This is a genomic window from Kitasatospora sp. NPDC127060, assembly GCF_042724935.1.
Lineage (GTDB): Bacteria > Actinomycetota > Actinomycetes > Streptomycetales > Streptomycetaceae > Kitasatospora.
In genome coordinates this window covers 78,792-93,869 of record NZ_JBHXEG010000013.1, presented here as the reverse complement: position 1 = coordinate 93,869, position 15,078 = coordinate 78,792, and the positions used below count along the sequence as shown (strand labels likewise).

The following is a 15,078-nucleotide window of genomic DNA, read 5'->3' as shown; positions in this document are numbered from 1 at the left end:
ACGGCCGGGGCTGACGACCGGCTCCCCGCCGGGGCTCACCCGTCGAGCAGCCGCGCCTCCCGCTCGGGGTCGAGCCCGACATTCGGCCGGTCCGCGCGCTGCGGGGCCTCGCCACCGATCGACCGCAGCCAGACCCAGGTGGACTCGACCGTCTCGGCGACCGGGCGGCAGCGCAGCCCGGCGTCGACCGCGCGGGCCACCGAGGCGCCGTGCAGGAAGTCGTAGAGCTCGCCGGGCGCCAGCCAGATCGGCAGCTCCGTCCACGGCTGCACGCCGGCCGCCACGATCCGCTCCGGGTCGGTCCAGCGCAGTTCGGCGTCCGAGCCGGTGGTCCGCACGCAGGCCTCCAGCAGGCCGCCCATGGTGGTGTGGCCGGCCGGGCTGACCACGTTGTACGGGCCGCTCAGCCGAGCCGCCACCGCGTCCAGGGTCCAGCCGGCGAGGTCGCGGCCGTCGATGTACTGCAGCGGCAGGTCGCGCGGGCCAGGGGCGAGCACCGGGCCGCCGCGGGCGATCCGGTTCAGCCACCAGGGCAGTCGGCCGATGTCCTCGTACGGGCCGAGGATCAGCCCGGCGCGGATCAGCAGGGCGCGCCCGCCGTACTCCTGCTCCAGGGCCAGCTCGGCGCCGCGCTTGGCCTCGGCGTAACCGACCTCGCCGGTGGCGTCGGGCGAGGCGGGCACCACCGGCGCCGTCTCGTCCGCCCCGGCGCGCAGTGGGTGGTCGTACACCGAGCGGCTGGAGACGTACGCGTAGTGGCCGACCCGGCCGTTCAGCCGTCGGGCGCTGTCGCGCACCGCGGCCGGGGCCCAGGACCAGGTGTCCACCACCGCGTCCCACTCCCCCGTACCGAGCGCCGCGAGGCCGTCCTCGGCGGTGCGGTCCCCGTGCAGCACCCGGACACCCTCGGGCGCGGGCTGTGTACCGCGGTTGAGGGCCGTCACCTCCCAGCCCCTGGCCAGCGCCTCCTCGGCGACGGCCCGTCCGACGAACTTCGTTCCGCCCAGCAGCAGCAGTCTCATGCCGACCACCCTGCAGTGCGGGTGGCCGGCATGGGAACCGTTGGCTGCTGTGGGCAGAATCGCCGTCGGCGAACGGGGCCGGTCAGGCCGTGGTGCGGTGGTCCGGGTCGTGCATCTCGCCGACCAGTTCCTCCAGCACGTCCTCCAGCATGACCACGCCGACCGTCCGGCCGTCCTGGTCCAGCACGGCGGCCAGGTGGCAGGTGGCCCGGCGCATCGCGCCGAGGGCATCGTCCAGCGGGAGGCTGCCGCGCAGCACCGTGATCGGCCGCCACAGCCGGGCCGGGACGGGCGCCGACGGGTCGTCCACGTCGAGGATGTCCTTGAGGTGGAGATAACCCAGGTAGCCGTGTCCGGCCGGGTCGCCGTCGGAGACCGGGAAGCGCGAGAAGCCGGTGCGCAGGGCGAGTTCCTCGACCTCGGCGGCGGTCGCCTTCGGGTCCACGGTGACCAGCTGCTCGGGGCGGAGCAGCACGTCGGTGACCGGGCGGCGGCCCAGCTCCAGGGCGTCCTCCAGGCGTTCCTGGCGGTCCTCGTCGAGCAGGCCGGCGTCCCGGGAGTCGACCAGCAGGTACATCAGCTGCTCGGTGGTGAAGACCGACTCGACCTCGTCCTTGGCCTCCACCCGGAACAGCCGCAGCACGCCGTTGGCGAGCGCGTTGAGCACCCGGATCACCGGGGCGAGCCAGCGGGCCAGCCGGTCCAGCGGCGGGCCGAGCAGGAGCGCGGCGCGCTCCGGGCCGGCCATCGCCATGTTCTTCGGCACCATCTCGCCGAAGACCATGTGGAGGAAGACCACCAGGGCGAGCGAGATCCCGTACGAGAGCGGGTGCATCAGGCCGGACGGGACGCCGATCGCGTGGAACGGGCCCTCCAGGAGGGCGGCGATGGTCGGCTCGGCGAGCGCACCGAGGCCCAGCGAGCAGACCGTGATGCCGAGTTGGGCGGCGGCCAGCATCGCGGAGACGTTGGACAGCGCGTGCAGCACCGTCCGGGCGCGCTTGTGCCCGGCCTCGGCGAGCGGCTCGATCTGGCTGCGGCGCACCGAGACGACGGCGAACTCGGCTCCGACGAAGAAGGCGTTGCCGAGCAGCAGCAGCACGGCGACGGCGAGCTGGAGCACCGTCATCGAACGTCCTCCCCGCCCTCGCCGAACCGGCCGGGCGCGCTGGTGCGCTCCACCCGGACCTGGCTGGTGCGGTGCCGGTCGACGCCGGTCACGGTGAGCCGCCAGCCGGGCAGTTCGGCCCGCTCGCCCACCGCGGGCAGCTTGCCGAGCAGATCGGAGACCAGTCCGGCCAGGGTCTCGTACGGGCCGTCCGGCGCGTACAGGCCGATCGCCTCCAGCTGGTCGAGCCGGGCTCGGCCGTCGGCCTCCCACGCGGGCAGGCCGTCGACGGCCGGCAGCGGGAGCAGGTCCGGGTGGTCGGCCGGGTCGTGCTCGTCCTGCACCTCGCCGACGATCTCCTCGACGATGTCCTCGACGGTGACGACGCCGGCGGTGCCGCCGTACTCGTCGACCACGATGGCCATCGGCTGGAGGCGGCGCAGCCGGTCGAGCAGCCGCTCGGCGGGCAGCGTCTCGGGCACCAGCAGCGGCGGCGAGGCCAGCTCGGCGACCCGGACCAGGCCGCGGCGGGCGGCCGGGACGGCGAGGGCGTCCTTGAGCGTCACGATGCCGGTGACCTCGTCCACGGTGTCGGCGTAGACCGGGAAGCGGGACAGGCCGGTGGCCCGGGTCAGGTTGATGACGTCCGAGGCGGTGGCGTCGCGCTGGAGGGCGGCGACGTCGATCCGCGGGGTCATCACCGACTCGGCGGTGAGGTCGCCCAGGCCGAGGGTGCGGACGAACAGGGTCGCCGACTCCTCGTCTATCGCGCCGGCCTTGGCCGAGTGCCGGGCCAGCGAGACCAGCTCGGCCGGGGTGCGGGCGTGCTCAAGCTCCTCCTGCGGCTCGATGCCGAAGGCCCGGACCGTACGGTCGGCGGTGCCGTTCAGGAAGCTGATCAGCGGGCGGCAGACGAAGGAGAAGGCCATGTGCGGGGCGGCGACCGCGCGGGCCACCTGGAGCGGGCGGGAGATCGCCCAGTTCTTCGGGACCAGCTCGCCGATCACCATCTGCACGACGGTGGCCAGCACCATGCCGACCACCACGGCGACGCCTCGGGCGGCCGAGTCGGGCACCCCGATGCCCGACATCACGGGCTGGAGCAGGGTGGACAGGGCCGGCTCGGCGAGCATGCCGACCACCAGCGAGGTGACGGTGATGCCCAGCTGGGCGCCGGAGAGCTCGAAGGAGAGGTGCCGCAGGGCCCGGGAAACCCGGCGGGACTTGACATCGCCGATCCCGGCGGAACGTTCCACCTCGCCGCGGTCGGCGGTCACGAAGGCGAACTCGGCGGCCACGAAGAGACCGTTGGCGAGGATCAGGAGCAGGGCGGCGAGCAACAGCAGCCAGGCGGTGATCACAGTGCCGCCTGCCTTCCGGGGAGCGGAAGCGAGGCGGCGCAGGTACTACCGGACGGATCGTCCATCGAGGGGGAGTGTCACTCCTCAGGTCGGTACGGTACTGGTCGTTCTGGGCGGTGCCGAAGTTTTGCCCCGCTTTTACCAGCGTAGACCATACCGGCGCGCCGGTAGGAAGCGTGTTCGCAGCCTCCGGTCAGAGCTGGGCGTGGTGCTCGACCAGGTCGCGCAGCGCCCGGGCGTCCGCGATCGCCCGGGCCTTGCCGACCCCGGACTGGATGCCGACCGCGGCGAGCGAGGTGCCGTCGGCCAGGTCGAGGGTGGCCCACGGGTCGCCCTGGCGGAAGTTGACCCGGACGATCTCGGCCCAGGACAGCCGGCGCCGACGGACGAAGTTGACCACCGTCACGCCCTCCGCGTCGGCGGTCACCCGCGGACGGGCCAGCATCAGGCCCGCGCCGGCGAACAGCACACCGCTGGCGATCATCATGATCCGGTCGTTGAGCTGCCAGTTCGCCGGGAGCAGCAGGGCCAGCACCACGAACAAGACGACGAGCACGGCGCAGACCGGCAGCAGCACCGCGCGGGTGCGGCGGGGTGCCCAGGTGACGGGGAACTCGACGGGCGGCGTGGTCACGTGGGGTCTCCGGTGGTTCTGGATGCGACAGCAGTAGGGCGGGGACGCCGACCGGCATCCCCGCCCTATTGAACCGTTCTTTACTCTCGGACGTGCGGGCAGGTCAGAGGCGGCAGGCGTGGATGTTGGTGACCAGGATCGCCCGGGCGCCGATGCCCCACAGGTCGTCCATGATCTGCTGGGCCTCCTTGCGGAGCACCATCGACCGGACGGCCACCCAGCCCTCGGTGTGCAGCGGGGAGACGGTCGGCGACTCCAGACCGGGGGTGAGCGCGACGGCGGCCCCGACCTTCTCGGCGCGGATGTCGTAGTCCATCAACACGTAGCGGCGGGCCACCAGCACGCCCTGCAGCCGGCGCAGGAACTGCTCGACCCGCGCGTCCTCGCCGGCGCCCTTGGGCCGGATCACCACGGAGTCCGAGATCAGGATCGGCTCGCCGAAGACCTCCAGGCCGGCGTTGCGCAGGCTGGTGCCGGTCTCCACCACGTCGGCGATCACGTCGGCGACGCCCAGCTGCACCGCGGTCTCGACCGCGCCGTCCAGCTTGGTGACCGTCGCCGTCACGCCGTGGTCGGCCAGGTGCTGCTCGACCAGGCCCGTGTAGGAGGTCGCGATCCGCAGGCCCTCCAGGCCCTGGACGTCCTTGACGTCCAGTCCCTCGGGGCGGGCGAAGCGGAAGGTCGACCCGGCGAAGCCGAGGGCGAGCACCTCCTCCGCGTTGGAGTGCGAGTCCAGCAGCAGGTCGCGACCGGTGATGCCGACGTCGAGGCGGCCGGAGCCGACGTAGACGGCGATGTCGCGCGGGCGGAGGAAGAAGAACTCGACGTCGTTGTTGGGGTCGACGAGCACGAGCTCCTTGGGGTCCTTGCGCTGGCGGTAGCCGGCCTCATGGAGCATCTCCGCCGCGGGACCCGAGAGCGAACCCTTGTTGGGGACGGCGATGCGCAGCATGGGAGGTTGCTTCCTTACCTGTCGGACCTGCGGGAGCGGGGGGCGTGCCAGTACGGGCACGGGCGTTCTAGAGGTACTTGTAGACGTCGTCGAGCGTCAGCCCACGGGCGATCATCATCACCTGAACGTGGTAGAGGAGCTGCGAGATCTCCTCCGCGGTCTGCTCGTCCGACTGGAACTCGGCGGCCATCCAGACCTCGGCGGCCTCCTCGACGACCTTCTTGCCGATCGCATGGACGCCCTGCTGGACGAGCTGCGCGGTACGGGAGGACGAGGGGTCGCCGGTGGCGGCCTTCTGCTGGAGCTCAGCGAAGAGCTCCTCGAATGTCTTCGAAGCCATGATGGGACTCACCATACGGCGTGCGGGCAGACGGACGGTAAACGGTCCCGGACCGTGGACGGTCGGCTGGACGTCCACGGTCCGGGACCACAGGAGTTCGCGTCAGAGCACGGAACGCAGCGTCACCGCGGTGGCGACGGCGGCGGTGACGGCCTCGTGGCCCTTGTCCTCGGCGGAGCCCGGCAGGCCGGCCCGGTCGAGTGCCTGCTGCTCGTTGTCGCAGGTCAGCACGCCGAAGCCGACCGGGACACCGGTGTCCACGCTGACCTGGGTGAGGCCCGCGGTGGCCGCCTGGCAGACGTAGTCGAAGTGCGGGGTGCCGCCGCGGATCACCACACCGAGGGCGACGACGGCGTCGTAGCCGCGCTCGGCGAGGCGCTTGGCGGCGACCGGCAGCTCGAAGGTGCCCGGGACGCGCAGGACGGTCGGCTCGGACACGCCCAGCTCCTTGAGCGCGCGGTGGGCGCCGTCCAGCAGGCCGTTCATGACCTGGTCGTGCCACTGGGCGGCGATCACCGCGACCTTGAGGTCGGCGGCGCCGTCGATGGTCAGCTCGGGGGCTCCGTGGCCGCTCATGTCTCTACTTCCTGTCCTTGCTCGGTACGGGGGTTCGGGTGCCTGCGTCGCACTCGCTACGGGTTCGGGTGCTTGCGTCGTGTCAGGAGCCGAGGCCGGGCAGGTCGTGGCCCATCCGGTCGCGCTTGGTGCGCAGGTAGCGCAGGTTGTGCTCGCCGGGCGCGATCTCGACCGCCTCGCGCCCCTTGACCTTGAGCCCGTGCTCGGTGAGCGCGTTCAGCTTCTGCGGGTTGTTGGTCAGCAGGGTGAGCGAGCGGACGCCGAGGTCCACCAGCATCTGCGCCGCGATGCTGTAGTCGCGGGCGTCGGCGGGCAGGCCGAGGTCCAGGTTGGCGTCGACGGTGTCCCGGCCCTGCTCCTGCAGCTCGTACGCGCGCAGCTTGTGGGCCAGGCCGATCCCCCGGCCCTCGTGGCCGCGCAGGTAGAGCACCACGCCGCGGCCGGACTCGGCGACCCGCTGCAGCGAGGCCTCCAACTGCGGGCCGCAGTCGCAGCGCAGCGAACCGAGGACGTCGCCGGTCAGGCACTCGGAGTGGACCCGCACCAGCACGTCCTCGCCGTCCGGCAGCCGTCCGTCCGCGCCGAGGCCGCCGGCCACCAGCGCGATGTGCTCGACGCCGTCGATCATGCCCTGGTAGCCGACCGCGGTGAACTCGCCGTGCACGGTGGGCAGGGCGGTGACGGCGGCCCGGTCCACGTGCAGCTCGGTGCGGCGGCGGTAGGCGATGAGGTCCTCGATGGAGATGATCGCCAGGCCGTGCTCGCGGGCGAAGGCCATCAGCTCGGGCAGCCGGGCCATCGTCCCGTCGTCGTTGACCACCTCGGCGATCGCGCCGGCCGGCGCCAGCCCGGCGAGCCGGGCCAGGTCGACGGCGGCCTCGGTGTGCCCGGGGCGGACCAGCACCCCGCCCTCGACGGCGCGCAGCGGGAAGACGTGCCCGGGGCGGGTCAGGTCACCCGGCTCGGTACCGGGGGAGGAGAGCAGCCGTACCGTCCGGGCGCGGTCGGCGGCGGAGATGCCGGTGTCCACGCCCTCGCGGGCGTCCACCGAGACGGTGTACGCGGTGCCCTTGCGGTCCTCGTTGACCTGGGTCATCGGCGGGAGCTTGAGGCGGTCCAGCTCTTCGCCGGTCATCGGGACGCAGATCACGCCGGAGCTGTAGCGGATGGTGAAGGCCATCAGCTCGGGCGTCGCGGCGGAGGCGGCGAAGACGAGGTCGCCCTCGTTCTCGCGGTCCTCGTCGTCGACCACGATCACCGCGCGGCCGACCGCGATGTCGGCGATCGCCCGCTCGACGGGGTCGAGCACGAACTCGTCGTCGGCGCCGCGGGCGGTGCCGTGGGCGCTGCCGCTGCCGGGGTTCTGGTTCTCGGTCATGCCGTGGCTCCCTGCGGGACGTTGGAGGACGTGACTCGCGGCTCACGGGTGCTCAGCCACCAGGAACGCAGGCCGAGCAGCACCAGGACGAAGTAGACGGAGTAGGTGAGGCCGGAGAAGGTGTAGCCGCTGTTGAAGGCGAGCGGGACGCCGACCACGTCGACCGCGATCCAGGCGAACCAGAACTCCAGCCAGCCGCGTGCCTGGGCGACCATCGCGGCGAGCGTGCCGACGAAGATGTAGGCGTCCGACCACGGGCTCCAGGACAGGCTGGGGTAGGCGGTGAACAGCAGCGCCAGGGCCACGGTGCCGACGGCCGTGCCGGCCACCAGGGCGGCCCGCTCGGGCCAGCTCGCGAACCGCACCGAGATCGTGCCGGTGTCACGGCGGCCGCGCCGCCACTGCGCCCAGCCCCAGGCAGCGGTGACGATGACGATCAGCTGCTTGCCGATCAGGCCGGGGACGTGGCCCCCGAGGTAGGCGGCGATCAGCACGGCACCGGACAGGAGTTGGACCGGCCAGCTCCACACCGAGCGGCGCCAGCCGAGCGCCAGACCGCCGAAGCCGAGCAGGTTGCCGATCATGTCGGCCCATTTCACGTGTTCACCGAGGACGCTGAACGCCTCTCCACTGAGCCAGCTCACTTGTTCTCCCCCGTGGTGTGGTCGGCGGCCGGGGCGGACGGCCCGGCCGCGCGGTCCGGCAGCTTGGTTGTCGCGTCGAGCAGGTCGATCGGCGGGTTGGGCAGGTTGGGCAGAGTGCGCGATTCGAGCAGCCGCTCCACGTACTTGGCGAGGACGTCCACCTCCAGGTTGACGCTGCCGCCGATGGCCTTCGAGCCGAGCGTGGTCAGTGCGAGGGTGGCCGGGATGAGGCTGACGGTGAAGCTGTCGCGGGCAGCCTCCACCACGGTGAGGCTGACGCCGTCGACCGTGATCGAGCCCTTCTCCACCAGGTAGCGGGAGATGGACTCGGGCAGCGAGAAGCGCAGCACCTCCCAGCGCAGGTTGCCGTCCGCGTCGCGCTCGCCGGGCTCGCGGCTCAACAGTCGTCCGGTGGCGTCGACATGGCCCTGGACCAGGTGGCCGCCGAGCCGAGCACCGAGCGCCATCGCGCGCTCCAGGTTGACCGGGGAGCCGGGCTCCAACTCGCCCAGGCTGGACCGGTGCAGCGTCTCCGCCATCACGTCGGCACTGAACTCGCCCGGCTGGTCGGCCAGTTGCTCAGCACTGTCGACGACCGTCAGACAGACGCCGTTGACCGCGATGGAGTCCCCGTGGCGCGCGCCGTCCCGAACCACCGGGCCACGCAGGCGGATTCGCGAGGAGTCGCCGATCTCCTCGATCGACACGACCTCGCCGAGCTCTTCGATGATGCCGGTGAACACCCGGGTCTCCTCGCGCTTGGGGCGCGGACTCCGGGGCGGCATGGGGAGATGACACGGACGGGCAACGGTTCGCAGTGCTGCCGACACGCCCCGTCGCCGGGGTGCCGAAGCCGCCGGGAGATCGCTCACCCGACCCGGGAGACACCTCTCCCGCCGCTCACCTGACCGTGGTCCGGTCCGGTACGTGATGGACCACGGGCACTGCTCTTCGTCCGCCCGCGCACGCCTCCCATCCGGACTTTAACCGTCGGTCCAGGAATTTCACCTGGTCAACCGGCCGCTGGCTGCGGACGGGTCGCGGACTGTAACCGCCGGTTCGGATTTTCACCGACCCCGGAGTGCGCTGAACGTCACTGCTGTTGACGTCATTGTGCCACGCGGGACGCGAGCCCAGGGAGAGTGTTCCGGTGTGGCCTGTTTCACGGCCTTGCGGGGAATGCGCGGCGGGGTGGTGGCGGCGGTCGCAGCGGCGACGGTGGTGGTGGCAGTGGCGCCGCCGTACGCGGAGGGTGAGGCTGGTGGTAGGACCGAAAGGTCCGCGGGACCGGGAGCCCGTACGGTTCGGATCCGTACGGCGCTGATCCGAACGGTTCCGAGCGGATCCGAACGGTTCTGATTCGTACGGCTCGGAGGCGACGACGATGAAGTTCATGGACGTCCATCACGGGATGGTCGGGATCACGGCGGAGCAGCTCAAGGCAGCCCACGCGGCCGACTTGGCGGTCGAGGGCGAGGAGGGCGTGCACTTCGAGCAGGCCTGGGCGGACCCGGATTCGGGCACGGTGTACTGCCTGTCCGAAGCGCCGTCCAGGGAAGCGGTGCAGCGGGTCCACGACCGGACCGGGCACCCGGCGGACGAGATCCACTCGGTGCCGTTGGCGATCTGACGGCCGCCGACCCGATTTGACGGCCGACCCGAGGGCCCAAGGGCTCTCGGCCGCGCTCAGACCGTGGCGGGTGCGGAGATCGACGTGAAGTGGGTGACCTCCGGGGGGTGCACGAGGTAGTGCAACTCGCCCTCCGACCAGACCGGCCGGATCCGCCACATCGGCCCGGCGTACCCGCGCAGGGCCTCCTCGTCGCGCCAGCGACTCACCACGAGCACCCGGTGCCCGCCCTCGGTCACCGAGCGCAGCAGCTCACCACCGAGGCAGCCGTCCGTCCGCCCCAACTGCGGCAACACCTGGCTGAGCAGGTGCGCGCAGAACTCCTCGATGCGATCGGCCGTGACCTGCCCGGCCCAGATTCTGACGATCACGGCCACCACCACCTCCGGCTGGCTGGAGCCCTTGGCCCCATTATGAGCGGAAAACCGCTGGTGGCGACGGGTATGGCGACTCTTTCACGGAGAGTTGGGGCAGCCGGGACCGGTGGTGCGGAGCGAGGCCTCCGCTAGATTCCCGGCATGACCCTCATACCGGAAGCCACCGCACCGTCAACCCCCGCGCCGGACGCCCCGAACAGCTTGTTCACCGCCCTCGCCGCGACGGCCCTCACCGACGCGGCCCAGCTGCGCGAGGTCTACGAGCAGCCCGGCGACCACGCGCGCCGCAAGCAGGTCGACCGGCTGCACGAGGTCGCCCAGCGGCTGATCGCCTGCGCCTCGCTGGTGTTCGTCGCCAGCTCCGACGCCGCCGGCCGCTGCGACGTCTCCCCGCGCGGCGGGCCGGCCGGGCTGGTCTCGGTGCTGGACGAGTACACCCTGGCCATTCCGGACGCCACCGGCAACAAGCGACTGGACACCCTGCACAACATCCTGGAGAACGGACGGGTCGGGCTGCTGTTCGTCGTCCCCGGTCGAGACACCACGCTGCGCGTCAACGGGCGGGCCTGCGTCTCCACCGACCCGGAGCTGCTGCGGCAGCTGACCGCCGTCGGCAAGCCGCCGCGCAGCGCGATCGTGGTCGCCGTGGAGGAGGTGTACGCGCACTGCCCGAAGTCGCTCCTGCGCGGATCGGCCTGGAAGCCGGAGAACTGGCTGGCCAAGGACGCCCAGCCGACCTCGGCGGAGGTCACGCTGTCGCACCTGCGGGACGACTCGCTGACCGTCGAGATGATCGAGCAGACGGAGCGGGAGGCGCTGCTGTACCGGTACGAGTAGGCGGGCGGGCGGCTGCGGACAGCTGCGAGCCCCACGTGGGCGTACGGCCCGGCCGCGTATGGGCATGCGGCCCGGCTGCGCGTGGGCGCGCGGCCCGGCCGGGCGGGTGCCGCGGCGACCGGTGCGCCCCGCCGACGGGCCCTGGCGGGCCCGGGGGCGGGGCGTCGGCGCGTCCCGGCCCGGGTCAGGCGGCCTTCGGGACGTCGACCACCGGGGCGCCGTCGGCCGCCCGCTGGACGGCCTCCACGCCCTTGTGGGCGGCGTCCTTGCTGACGTAGCCCTGGCCGGTGGCGACGATCTCGCCGTTGCCCGCCTTGAGCCGGAACCGGTACTTGCCGCCGGCGTCCTGGTAGACCTCGAACTTGCCCGACATCCGGGCCACCTCCTCGTGCGGCGCGGGTGCGCCGCGTCGATCCGTCCCCCTGCCCCCTCGCTGCACCGTGCGCCCGGTGCGGGGCGGGCGCACCCGGTCGGCCGCCGGACGGGTGACGCCGGGCCGAGCCGGGTTTGCGGGGGTGCCGGGGGCGCCCCCGGTGGTTTGAATGGACGGATGGACTGCGTGTTCTGTGCGGTGGTGTCCGGCGAGGAGCCCGCGCACCGGGTGCTCGACGACGGGACGGCCGTGGCCTTCCTGGACCGCCGGCCGCTGTTCCCCGGCCACGTGCTGGTCGTGCCGCGCGCCCACCACCGGACTCTGGCGGACCTGCCGGCCGGGGAGGTCGGGCCGTTCTTCCTGCGGGTGCAGCGGGTGGCGGCGGCGGTCGAGCGGGGGATGGGCGCGGCGGGCAGCTTCGTGGCGGCGAACAACCGGATCAGCCAGTCGGTGCCGCACCTGCACGTCCACGTGGTGCCGCGCAATCCGAAGGACGGGCTGCGCGGGTTCTTCTGGCCGCGGGGGAAGTACCCGGACGAGGCGGGGGCGGCGGAGGTCGCGGCGAGACTGCGGGAGGCGCTCGGGGAGGGCGAGGGGTAGGAGGGCGGGGAGGACGAGGGGGCATCGCTCTCGGGGCCCGACAGCCGTACAACGCGGGGCGCGGCCGGGCGGATCGGGGCGTGCACCCCGGGGAGCGTCCAGGGCGGTCGAACTCATCTTCCGGGCGGACGACTTCGCAGGTCGCGGGCGCCTAGGCTCACGCCCATGAACGAACTCGCCCGCCTCGTGGAACAGACCGCCGACCGGCTCTCGGACCGGCACGTCGGCGCGGTGGTCGCCGGGCTGGCCGGCGGCGCCGTGGAGATCCACGGCGTCGGGCGGACGAGCCCGGGCGGCGGGGTGCCCGGGGCGCACACGCTGTTCGACATCGGGTCCGTCAGCAAGGTGTTCACCTCGCTGGTGCTCGCGCGGCTGGCGCTCGACGAGACGGTACGCCTCGACGAGCCGCTCGCGGAGGTGCTCCCCGGGCCGGCGACCGCCCCCACCCGGGGCGGGGAGGCGATCACGCTGCGACACCTCGCCACCCACACCTCGGGTCTCCCCCGGCTCCCCCGGGGCATGATGCTGCGGGCCCTGCTCCGACCCGACAGGCCCGACCCGTACGCCCACTGCACCGCCGGGCGCATACTCTCCGGGCTCGCCCGGACGCGGCTGCGCTCCGTCCCCGGGCGCACCTTCCGCTACTCCAACCTCGGCGCCGGGCTGCTCGGGCTGGCCCTCGCCCACCGGGCCGACACCGGGTACGGGGAGCTGGTGGCGCGCGAGGTGTGCACCCCGCTGGGGCTGGCGGACACCTGCCTGCAGCCGGACGCCGAGCAGTCCGGGCGGCTGGCGCGCGGCCACGCCGCGGGCGGGGGTCCGGTGCCGTCCTGGGACTTCGCGGCGCTGCCGGGCATGGGCGGGCTACGCTCCACGGCCGCCGACCTCGCGACCCTCCTGCGGGCGCAGTTGGCCGCCGACCGCGAGCCGGACGCGCCGCTGACGCCCGCGATCCTGCTCACCCGGGAGACCCGGCACCGGGTCAACCCGTTCGCCTGGACGCACCTCGGCTGGCTCGGCCACCGGCTGCACGCCCAGCAGGGCAGGCACCTGCAGCTGTGGCACAACGGGGGGACGGGCGGGTTCAGTTCCTTCGTCGCCTTCGACCCGGAGCAGCAGGTGGGGGTGGTGGTGCTGGCCAACACCCGGCGGTCGGTGGACCCTGCGGGCACGGCGCTGCTGCGGCGGCTGCAGGTCGGGTTCGGCGCGGCGGGGCGCTGACGGGGCGGGGCGCGTTCGGGCGGGTGCGTTGGGCCTCCTTCCTGTCCGTGTGACGACTTCGCGGGCTGCTGCCTGTCGCTGACGCCCTGACGTCCCGGCGCCCTGACGTCCCGACCTCCTGGCGCTCCTGCCGCCCCCTGGCATGAGGGCGGGCTGGCACTGGTCGGGGCCGACGGCGACGAGCGGCTGCTGCCGTGGGGGCGGATCGAGGCCGCCGAGTACTCCCCCGGCGGGCGGCGCGGGGAGCCCGGGCGGGGCCGAACATGGGCCGCCGGCGCGGACGAGCCGGTGCTGCTGGCCCAGTTGCACGGGATGGCGGAGCTTGTCCTGGAGGTGGACGAGCCCTTCTCCCCCGGTTTCCGGGCCGCGCTGCACGAGTCGCTGCGCACCGGGGGGAGCGTCCGGTTCGCCCGGGGGCGGCTGACGGTGACGGTCGGCGGACTGGTGCACCGGCCCCCGCGTCCGCTGGGCCCGGCGGAGGCCCGCCCGTGGGCGGAGGTGCCCTCGGCGCGGGCCTCCGGGCCCTCCGGGCCCTGATGGGGCGCAGCGGCGTCGACCCGGCCCTGGTGAACGAGGCCTTCGCGAGCGTCGTCTTGGCCTGGCCTGGCCTGGCCTGGCCGCAGGCGATCGACCGAATCCGCCTGCCCGGACCGACCCCCTAGGGGGCGAAGCCGGTCCCTCCCGGAAGGGATCAGTACACCGCCGAGCCGACGTCAACTCCCTTGTCCGCGGCCTACCGTCACTCACATGAGCCGACAATCGAACCGACTTCGCACCAGCACCGCCGCCGCGGCGGCGCTGCTGCTCGCCCTGCCCCTGTCCGTCGCCGCCGCCGCACCGGCCCTGGCCGCGCCCGCCACCCCGGCCTCCGCTCCGGCCTCCGTCACGGCGGCCGTTGGCGGCCCGGCCAGCGGCACCGCGCCGAGCGCCCTCCACCTCGAACTCCCGCGCCCGACCGGGCCGTACGCCGTCGGGCAGGAGGTGCTGCACCTGGTCGACCAGCACCGGCCGGACCCGTGGGTCCCCTCCGCCGGGCCGCGCCAGCTGATGGTCACGATGTACTACCCCGCGCACGCCGGCACCGGCACCCCGGCCCCGTACATGACGGCCGCGGCCGCCCGGATGCTGCTGGACAGCAAGCTCCCGGGCAACACCATCCCGACCGAGTCGGTGACCAACACCCGGACGTGGTCCAGGACCGACGCCCGCCCCCAGGGCGGCCACTTCCCGCTGGTGGTCCTCTCCCCCGGCTTCACCATGCCGCGCACCTCCCTCACCAGCCTCGCCGAGGACCTGGGCAGCCGCGGGTACGTGGTCGCGTTGGTCGACCACACCTACGAGAACACCGGCACCACCTTCCCGGACGGGCAGACGCTCCCCTGCGTGGAGTGCGGCAAGCTCACCACCCCCGAGGCCTGGAAGGGCCTGGACGAGAGCCGGGCGAAGGACGTCTCCTTCGTCATCGACCAGTTGACCGACCGGCCCCACCCGGCCTGGCGCCACGCCCGCATGATCGATCGCGACCGGATCGGCATGGCCGGGCACTCCGCCGGCGGCGCGGCCAGCGTCCCGGCGCTGCTGACCGACGACCGGATCCGGGCGGGGGCCGACCTGGACGGCACCATGGACTACGAGGTGCCCGAGTCCGGCATCGGCGGCAAGCCGTACCTGATGATCGGCCACCCGCTGCCCGACGGCGCCGAGGACGGCAGCTGGACCGACAGCTGGCAGCGGCTCGACGGCTGGAAGCGATGGCTGACCTTCGACGGCACCGACCACGGCAGCTTCACCGACTTCCCGCTCTTCTTCGAGGGGCTCGGCCTCCCCCAGGGCCCGGACACCACCATGACGGGCAAGCGCGCGGTCGACCTCACCCGCCAGTACGTCGCGGCGTTCTTCGACCTCCAGTTGAAGGGCCTCGACCAGCCGCTGCTGGACGGCCCGACCGCCGCCAACCCGGAGGTCCGGTTCCACTCCTGACCGGCACCCGGCTCCCCCGGAGCCCCCCGAGGCCGCTGGCAAGCT

The 15,078-nt window shown here is 73.2% G+C and carries 18 protein-coding genes and 1 riboswitch; of the genes, 6 read left to right on the top strand and 12 right to left on the bottom strand.

The annotated features are described in order from the left end of the window. Positions 1–35: 35 nt before the first annotated feature. From ACFWIS_RS10780 to ACFWIS_RS10735, 10 genes are all read right to left on the bottom strand, one after another. A complete protein-coding gene (locus ACFWIS_RS10780; RefSeq protein ID WP_380457573.1) occupies positions 36–1,022 on the bottom strand; it encodes an NAD-dependent epimerase/dehydratase family protein in 987 nt (328 codons plus the stop codon). 82 nt (positions 1,023–1,104) lie between these two features. After that, positions 1,105–2,151, bottom strand: coding sequence for a hemolysin family protein (locus tag ACFWIS_RS10775; protein WP_380457571.1), 1,047 nt, complete (start codon positions 2,149–2,151; stop codon positions 1,105–1,107). Then, on the bottom strand, positions 2,148–3,491 hold the full coding sequence (locus ACFWIS_RS10770) for a hemolysin family protein (RefSeq protein WP_380457569.1): 1,344 nt from the start codon (positions 3,489–3,491) through the stop codon (positions 2,148–2,150). The genes ACFWIS_RS10775 and ACFWIS_RS10770 overlap by 4 nt, the downstream gene beginning before the upstream one ends. Positions 3,492–3,684: 193 nt before the next feature. Further along, positions 3,685–4,125 carry a PH domain-containing protein gene (locus ACFWIS_RS10765; RefSeq protein WP_380523811.1) on the bottom strand — a complete coding sequence of 147 codons (441 nt, stop codon included), beginning with the start codon at positions 4,123–4,125 and terminating at the stop codon, positions 3,685–3,687. A gap of 103 nt (positions 4,126–4,228) precedes the next feature. After that, entirely contained in the window at positions 4,229–5,077 is an 849-nt protein-coding gene (hisG, locus tag ACFWIS_RS10760) for an ATP phosphoribosyltransferase (protein WP_380457565.1), read from the bottom strand. Positions 5,078–5,144: 67 nt separating this feature from the next. Next, positions 5,145–5,417 (bottom strand): phosphoribosyl-ATP diphosphatase, encoded by a 273-nt coding sequence (locus ACFWIS_RS10755; RefSeq protein WP_360239859.1) that lies wholly within the window; start codon positions 5,415–5,417, stop codon positions 5,145–5,147. Between the two features lie 102 nt (positions 5,418–5,519). After that, complete coding sequence (gene ribH, locus ACFWIS_RS10750) at positions 5,520–5,993, bottom strand: 6,7-dimethyl-8-ribityllumazine synthase (protein ID WP_380457562.1); 474 nt, start codon at positions 5,991–5,993, stop codon at positions 5,520–5,522. A gap of 82 nt (positions 5,994–6,075) precedes the next feature. Further along, positions 6,076–7,371, bottom strand: coding sequence for a bifunctional 3,4-dihydroxy-2-butanone-4-phosphate synthase/GTP cyclohydrolase II (locus ACFWIS_RS10745; protein ID WP_380457560.1), 1,296 nt, complete (start codon positions 7,369–7,371; stop codon positions 6,076–6,078). Next, positions 7,368–8,015 (bottom strand): nicotinamide riboside transporter PnuC, encoded by a 648-nt coding sequence (locus ACFWIS_RS10740; RefSeq protein ID WP_380457558.1) that lies wholly within the window; start codon positions 8,013–8,015, stop codon positions 7,368–7,370. The genes ACFWIS_RS10745 and ACFWIS_RS10740 overlap by 4 nt, the downstream gene beginning before the upstream one ends. Further along, a complete protein-coding gene (locus tag ACFWIS_RS10735; RefSeq protein WP_380457608.1) occupies positions 8,012–8,758 on the bottom strand; it encodes a riboflavin synthase in 747 nt (248 codons plus the stop codon). Before ACFWIS_RS10735 ends, ACFWIS_RS10740 begins: the two co-directional genes overlap by 4 nt. Before the next feature lie 217 nt (positions 8,759–8,975). Continuing rightward, positions 8,976–9,103: riboswitch (FMN riboswitch) on the bottom strand. 296 nt (positions 9,104–9,399) lie between these two features. On the opposite strand from ACFWIS_RS10735, the gene ACFWIS_RS10730 reads away from it, so the two are divergent. Next, positions 9,400–9,645, top strand: a complete 246-nt coding sequence (locus tag ACFWIS_RS10730; RefSeq protein ID WP_380457556.1) for an SCO4226 family nickel-binding protein — start codon at positions 9,400–9,402, stop codon at positions 9,643–9,645. 56 nt (positions 9,646–9,701) lie between these two features. Here the strand turns inward: ACFWIS_RS10730 and ACFWIS_RS10725 are convergent, their stop codons facing one another. Continuing rightward, on the bottom strand, positions 9,702–10,016 hold the full coding sequence (locus ACFWIS_RS10725; RefSeq protein ID WP_380457553.1) for an antibiotic biosynthesis monooxygenase family protein: 315 nt from the start codon (positions 10,014–10,016) through the stop codon (positions 9,702–9,704). A gap of 147 nt (positions 10,017–10,163) precedes the next feature. Between ACFWIS_RS10725 and ACFWIS_RS10720 the strand changes: the two genes are divergently transcribed. After that, positions 10,164–10,859, top strand: coding sequence for an MSMEG_1061 family FMN-dependent PPOX-type flavoprotein (locus tag ACFWIS_RS10720; protein ID WP_380457550.1), 696 nt, complete (start codon positions 10,164–10,166; stop codon positions 10,857–10,859). Between the two features lie 184 nt (positions 10,860–11,043). On the opposite strand, the gene ACFWIS_RS10715 is transcribed toward ACFWIS_RS10720, so the two are convergent. Then, positions 11,044–11,232, bottom strand: coding sequence for a DUF1508 domain-containing protein (locus tag ACFWIS_RS10715; protein ID WP_188299765.1), 189 nt, complete (start codon positions 11,230–11,232; stop codon positions 11,044–11,046). A 177-nt stretch (positions 11,233–11,409) separates the two neighbouring features. Here ACFWIS_RS10715 and ACFWIS_RS10710 point away from each other — a divergent pair, with 177 nt between their 5' ends. The 4 genes from ACFWIS_RS10710 (at position 11,410) to ACFWIS_RS10695 (ending at position 15,033) form a co-directional block, all read left to right on the top strand. Continuing rightward, positions 11,410–11,832, top strand: coding sequence for an HIT family protein (locus tag ACFWIS_RS10710; RefSeq protein ID WP_380457547.1), 423 nt, complete (start codon positions 11,410–11,412; stop codon positions 11,830–11,832). Positions 11,833–11,997: 165 nt separating this feature from the next. Next, on the top strand, positions 11,998–13,053 hold the full coding sequence (locus tag ACFWIS_RS10705; protein ID WP_380457545.1) for a serine hydrolase domain-containing protein: 1,056 nt from the start codon (positions 11,998–12,000) through the stop codon (positions 13,051–13,053). 312 nt (positions 13,054–13,365) lie between these two features. Further along, positions 13,366–13,590, top strand: coding sequence for a hypothetical protein (locus tag ACFWIS_RS10700; RefSeq protein ID WP_380457543.1), 225 nt, complete (start codon positions 13,366–13,368; stop codon positions 13,588–13,590). Between the two features lie 210 nt (positions 13,591–13,800). Then, a complete protein-coding gene (locus ACFWIS_RS10695) occupies positions 13,801–15,033 on the top strand; it encodes an alpha/beta hydrolase family protein (RefSeq protein WP_380457541.1) in 1,233 nt (410 codons plus the stop codon). Positions 15,034–15,078: the final 45 nt, after the last annotated feature.

Bases quoted from the DNA above. Each gene is read 5' to 3' on its own strand.
- ACFWIS_RS10780 (WP_380457573.1), bottom strand. From the start codon at position 1,022: ATGAGACTGCTGCTGCTGGGCGGAACGAAGTTCGTCGGACGGGCCGTC.
- ACFWIS_RS10775 (WP_380457571.1), bottom strand. From the start codon at position 2,151: ATGACGGTGCTCCAGCTCGCCGTCGCCGTGCTGCTGCTGCTCGGCAAC.
- hisG (WP_380457565.1), bottom strand. From the start codon at position 5,077: ATGCTGCGCATCGCCGTCCCCAACAAGGGTTCGCTCTCGGGTCCCGCG.
- ACFWIS_RS10755 (WP_360239859.1), bottom strand. From the start codon at position 5,417: ATGGCTTCGAAGACATTCGAGGAGCTCTTCGCTGAGCTCCAGCAGAAG.
- ribH (WP_380457562.1), bottom strand. From the start codon at position 5,993: ATGAGCGGCCACGGAGCCCCCGAGCTGACCATCGACGGCGCCGCCGAC.
- ACFWIS_RS10745 (WP_380457560.1), bottom strand. From the start codon at position 7,371: ATGACCGAGAACCAGAACCCCGGCAGCGGCAGCGCCCACGGCACCGCC.
- ACFWIS_RS10730 (WP_380457556.1), top strand. From the start codon at position 9,400: ATGAAGTTCATGGACGTCCATCACGGGATGGTCGGGATCACGGCGGAG.
- ACFWIS_RS10720 (WP_380457550.1), top strand. From the start codon at position 10,164: ATGACCCTCATACCGGAAGCCACCGCACCGTCAACCCCCGCGCCGGAC.
- ACFWIS_RS10715 (WP_188299765.1), bottom strand. From the start codon at position 11,232: ATGTCGGGCAAGTTCGAGGTCTACCAGGACGCCGGCGGCAAGTACCGG.
- ACFWIS_RS10710 (WP_380457547.1), top strand. From the start codon at position 11,410: ATGGACTGCGTGTTCTGTGCGGTGGTGTCCGGCGAGGAGCCCGCGCAC.
- ACFWIS_RS10705 (WP_380457545.1), top strand. From the start codon at position 11,998: ATGAACGAACTCGCCCGCCTCGTGGAACAGACCGCCGACCGGCTCTCG.
- ACFWIS_RS10700 (WP_380457543.1), top strand. From the start codon at position 13,366: ATGGCGGAGCTTGTCCTGGAGGTGGACGAGCCCTTCTCCCCCGGTTTC.
- ACFWIS_RS10695 (WP_380457541.1), top strand. From the start codon at position 13,801: ATGAGCCGACAATCGAACCGACTTCGCACCAGCACCGCCGCCGCGGCG.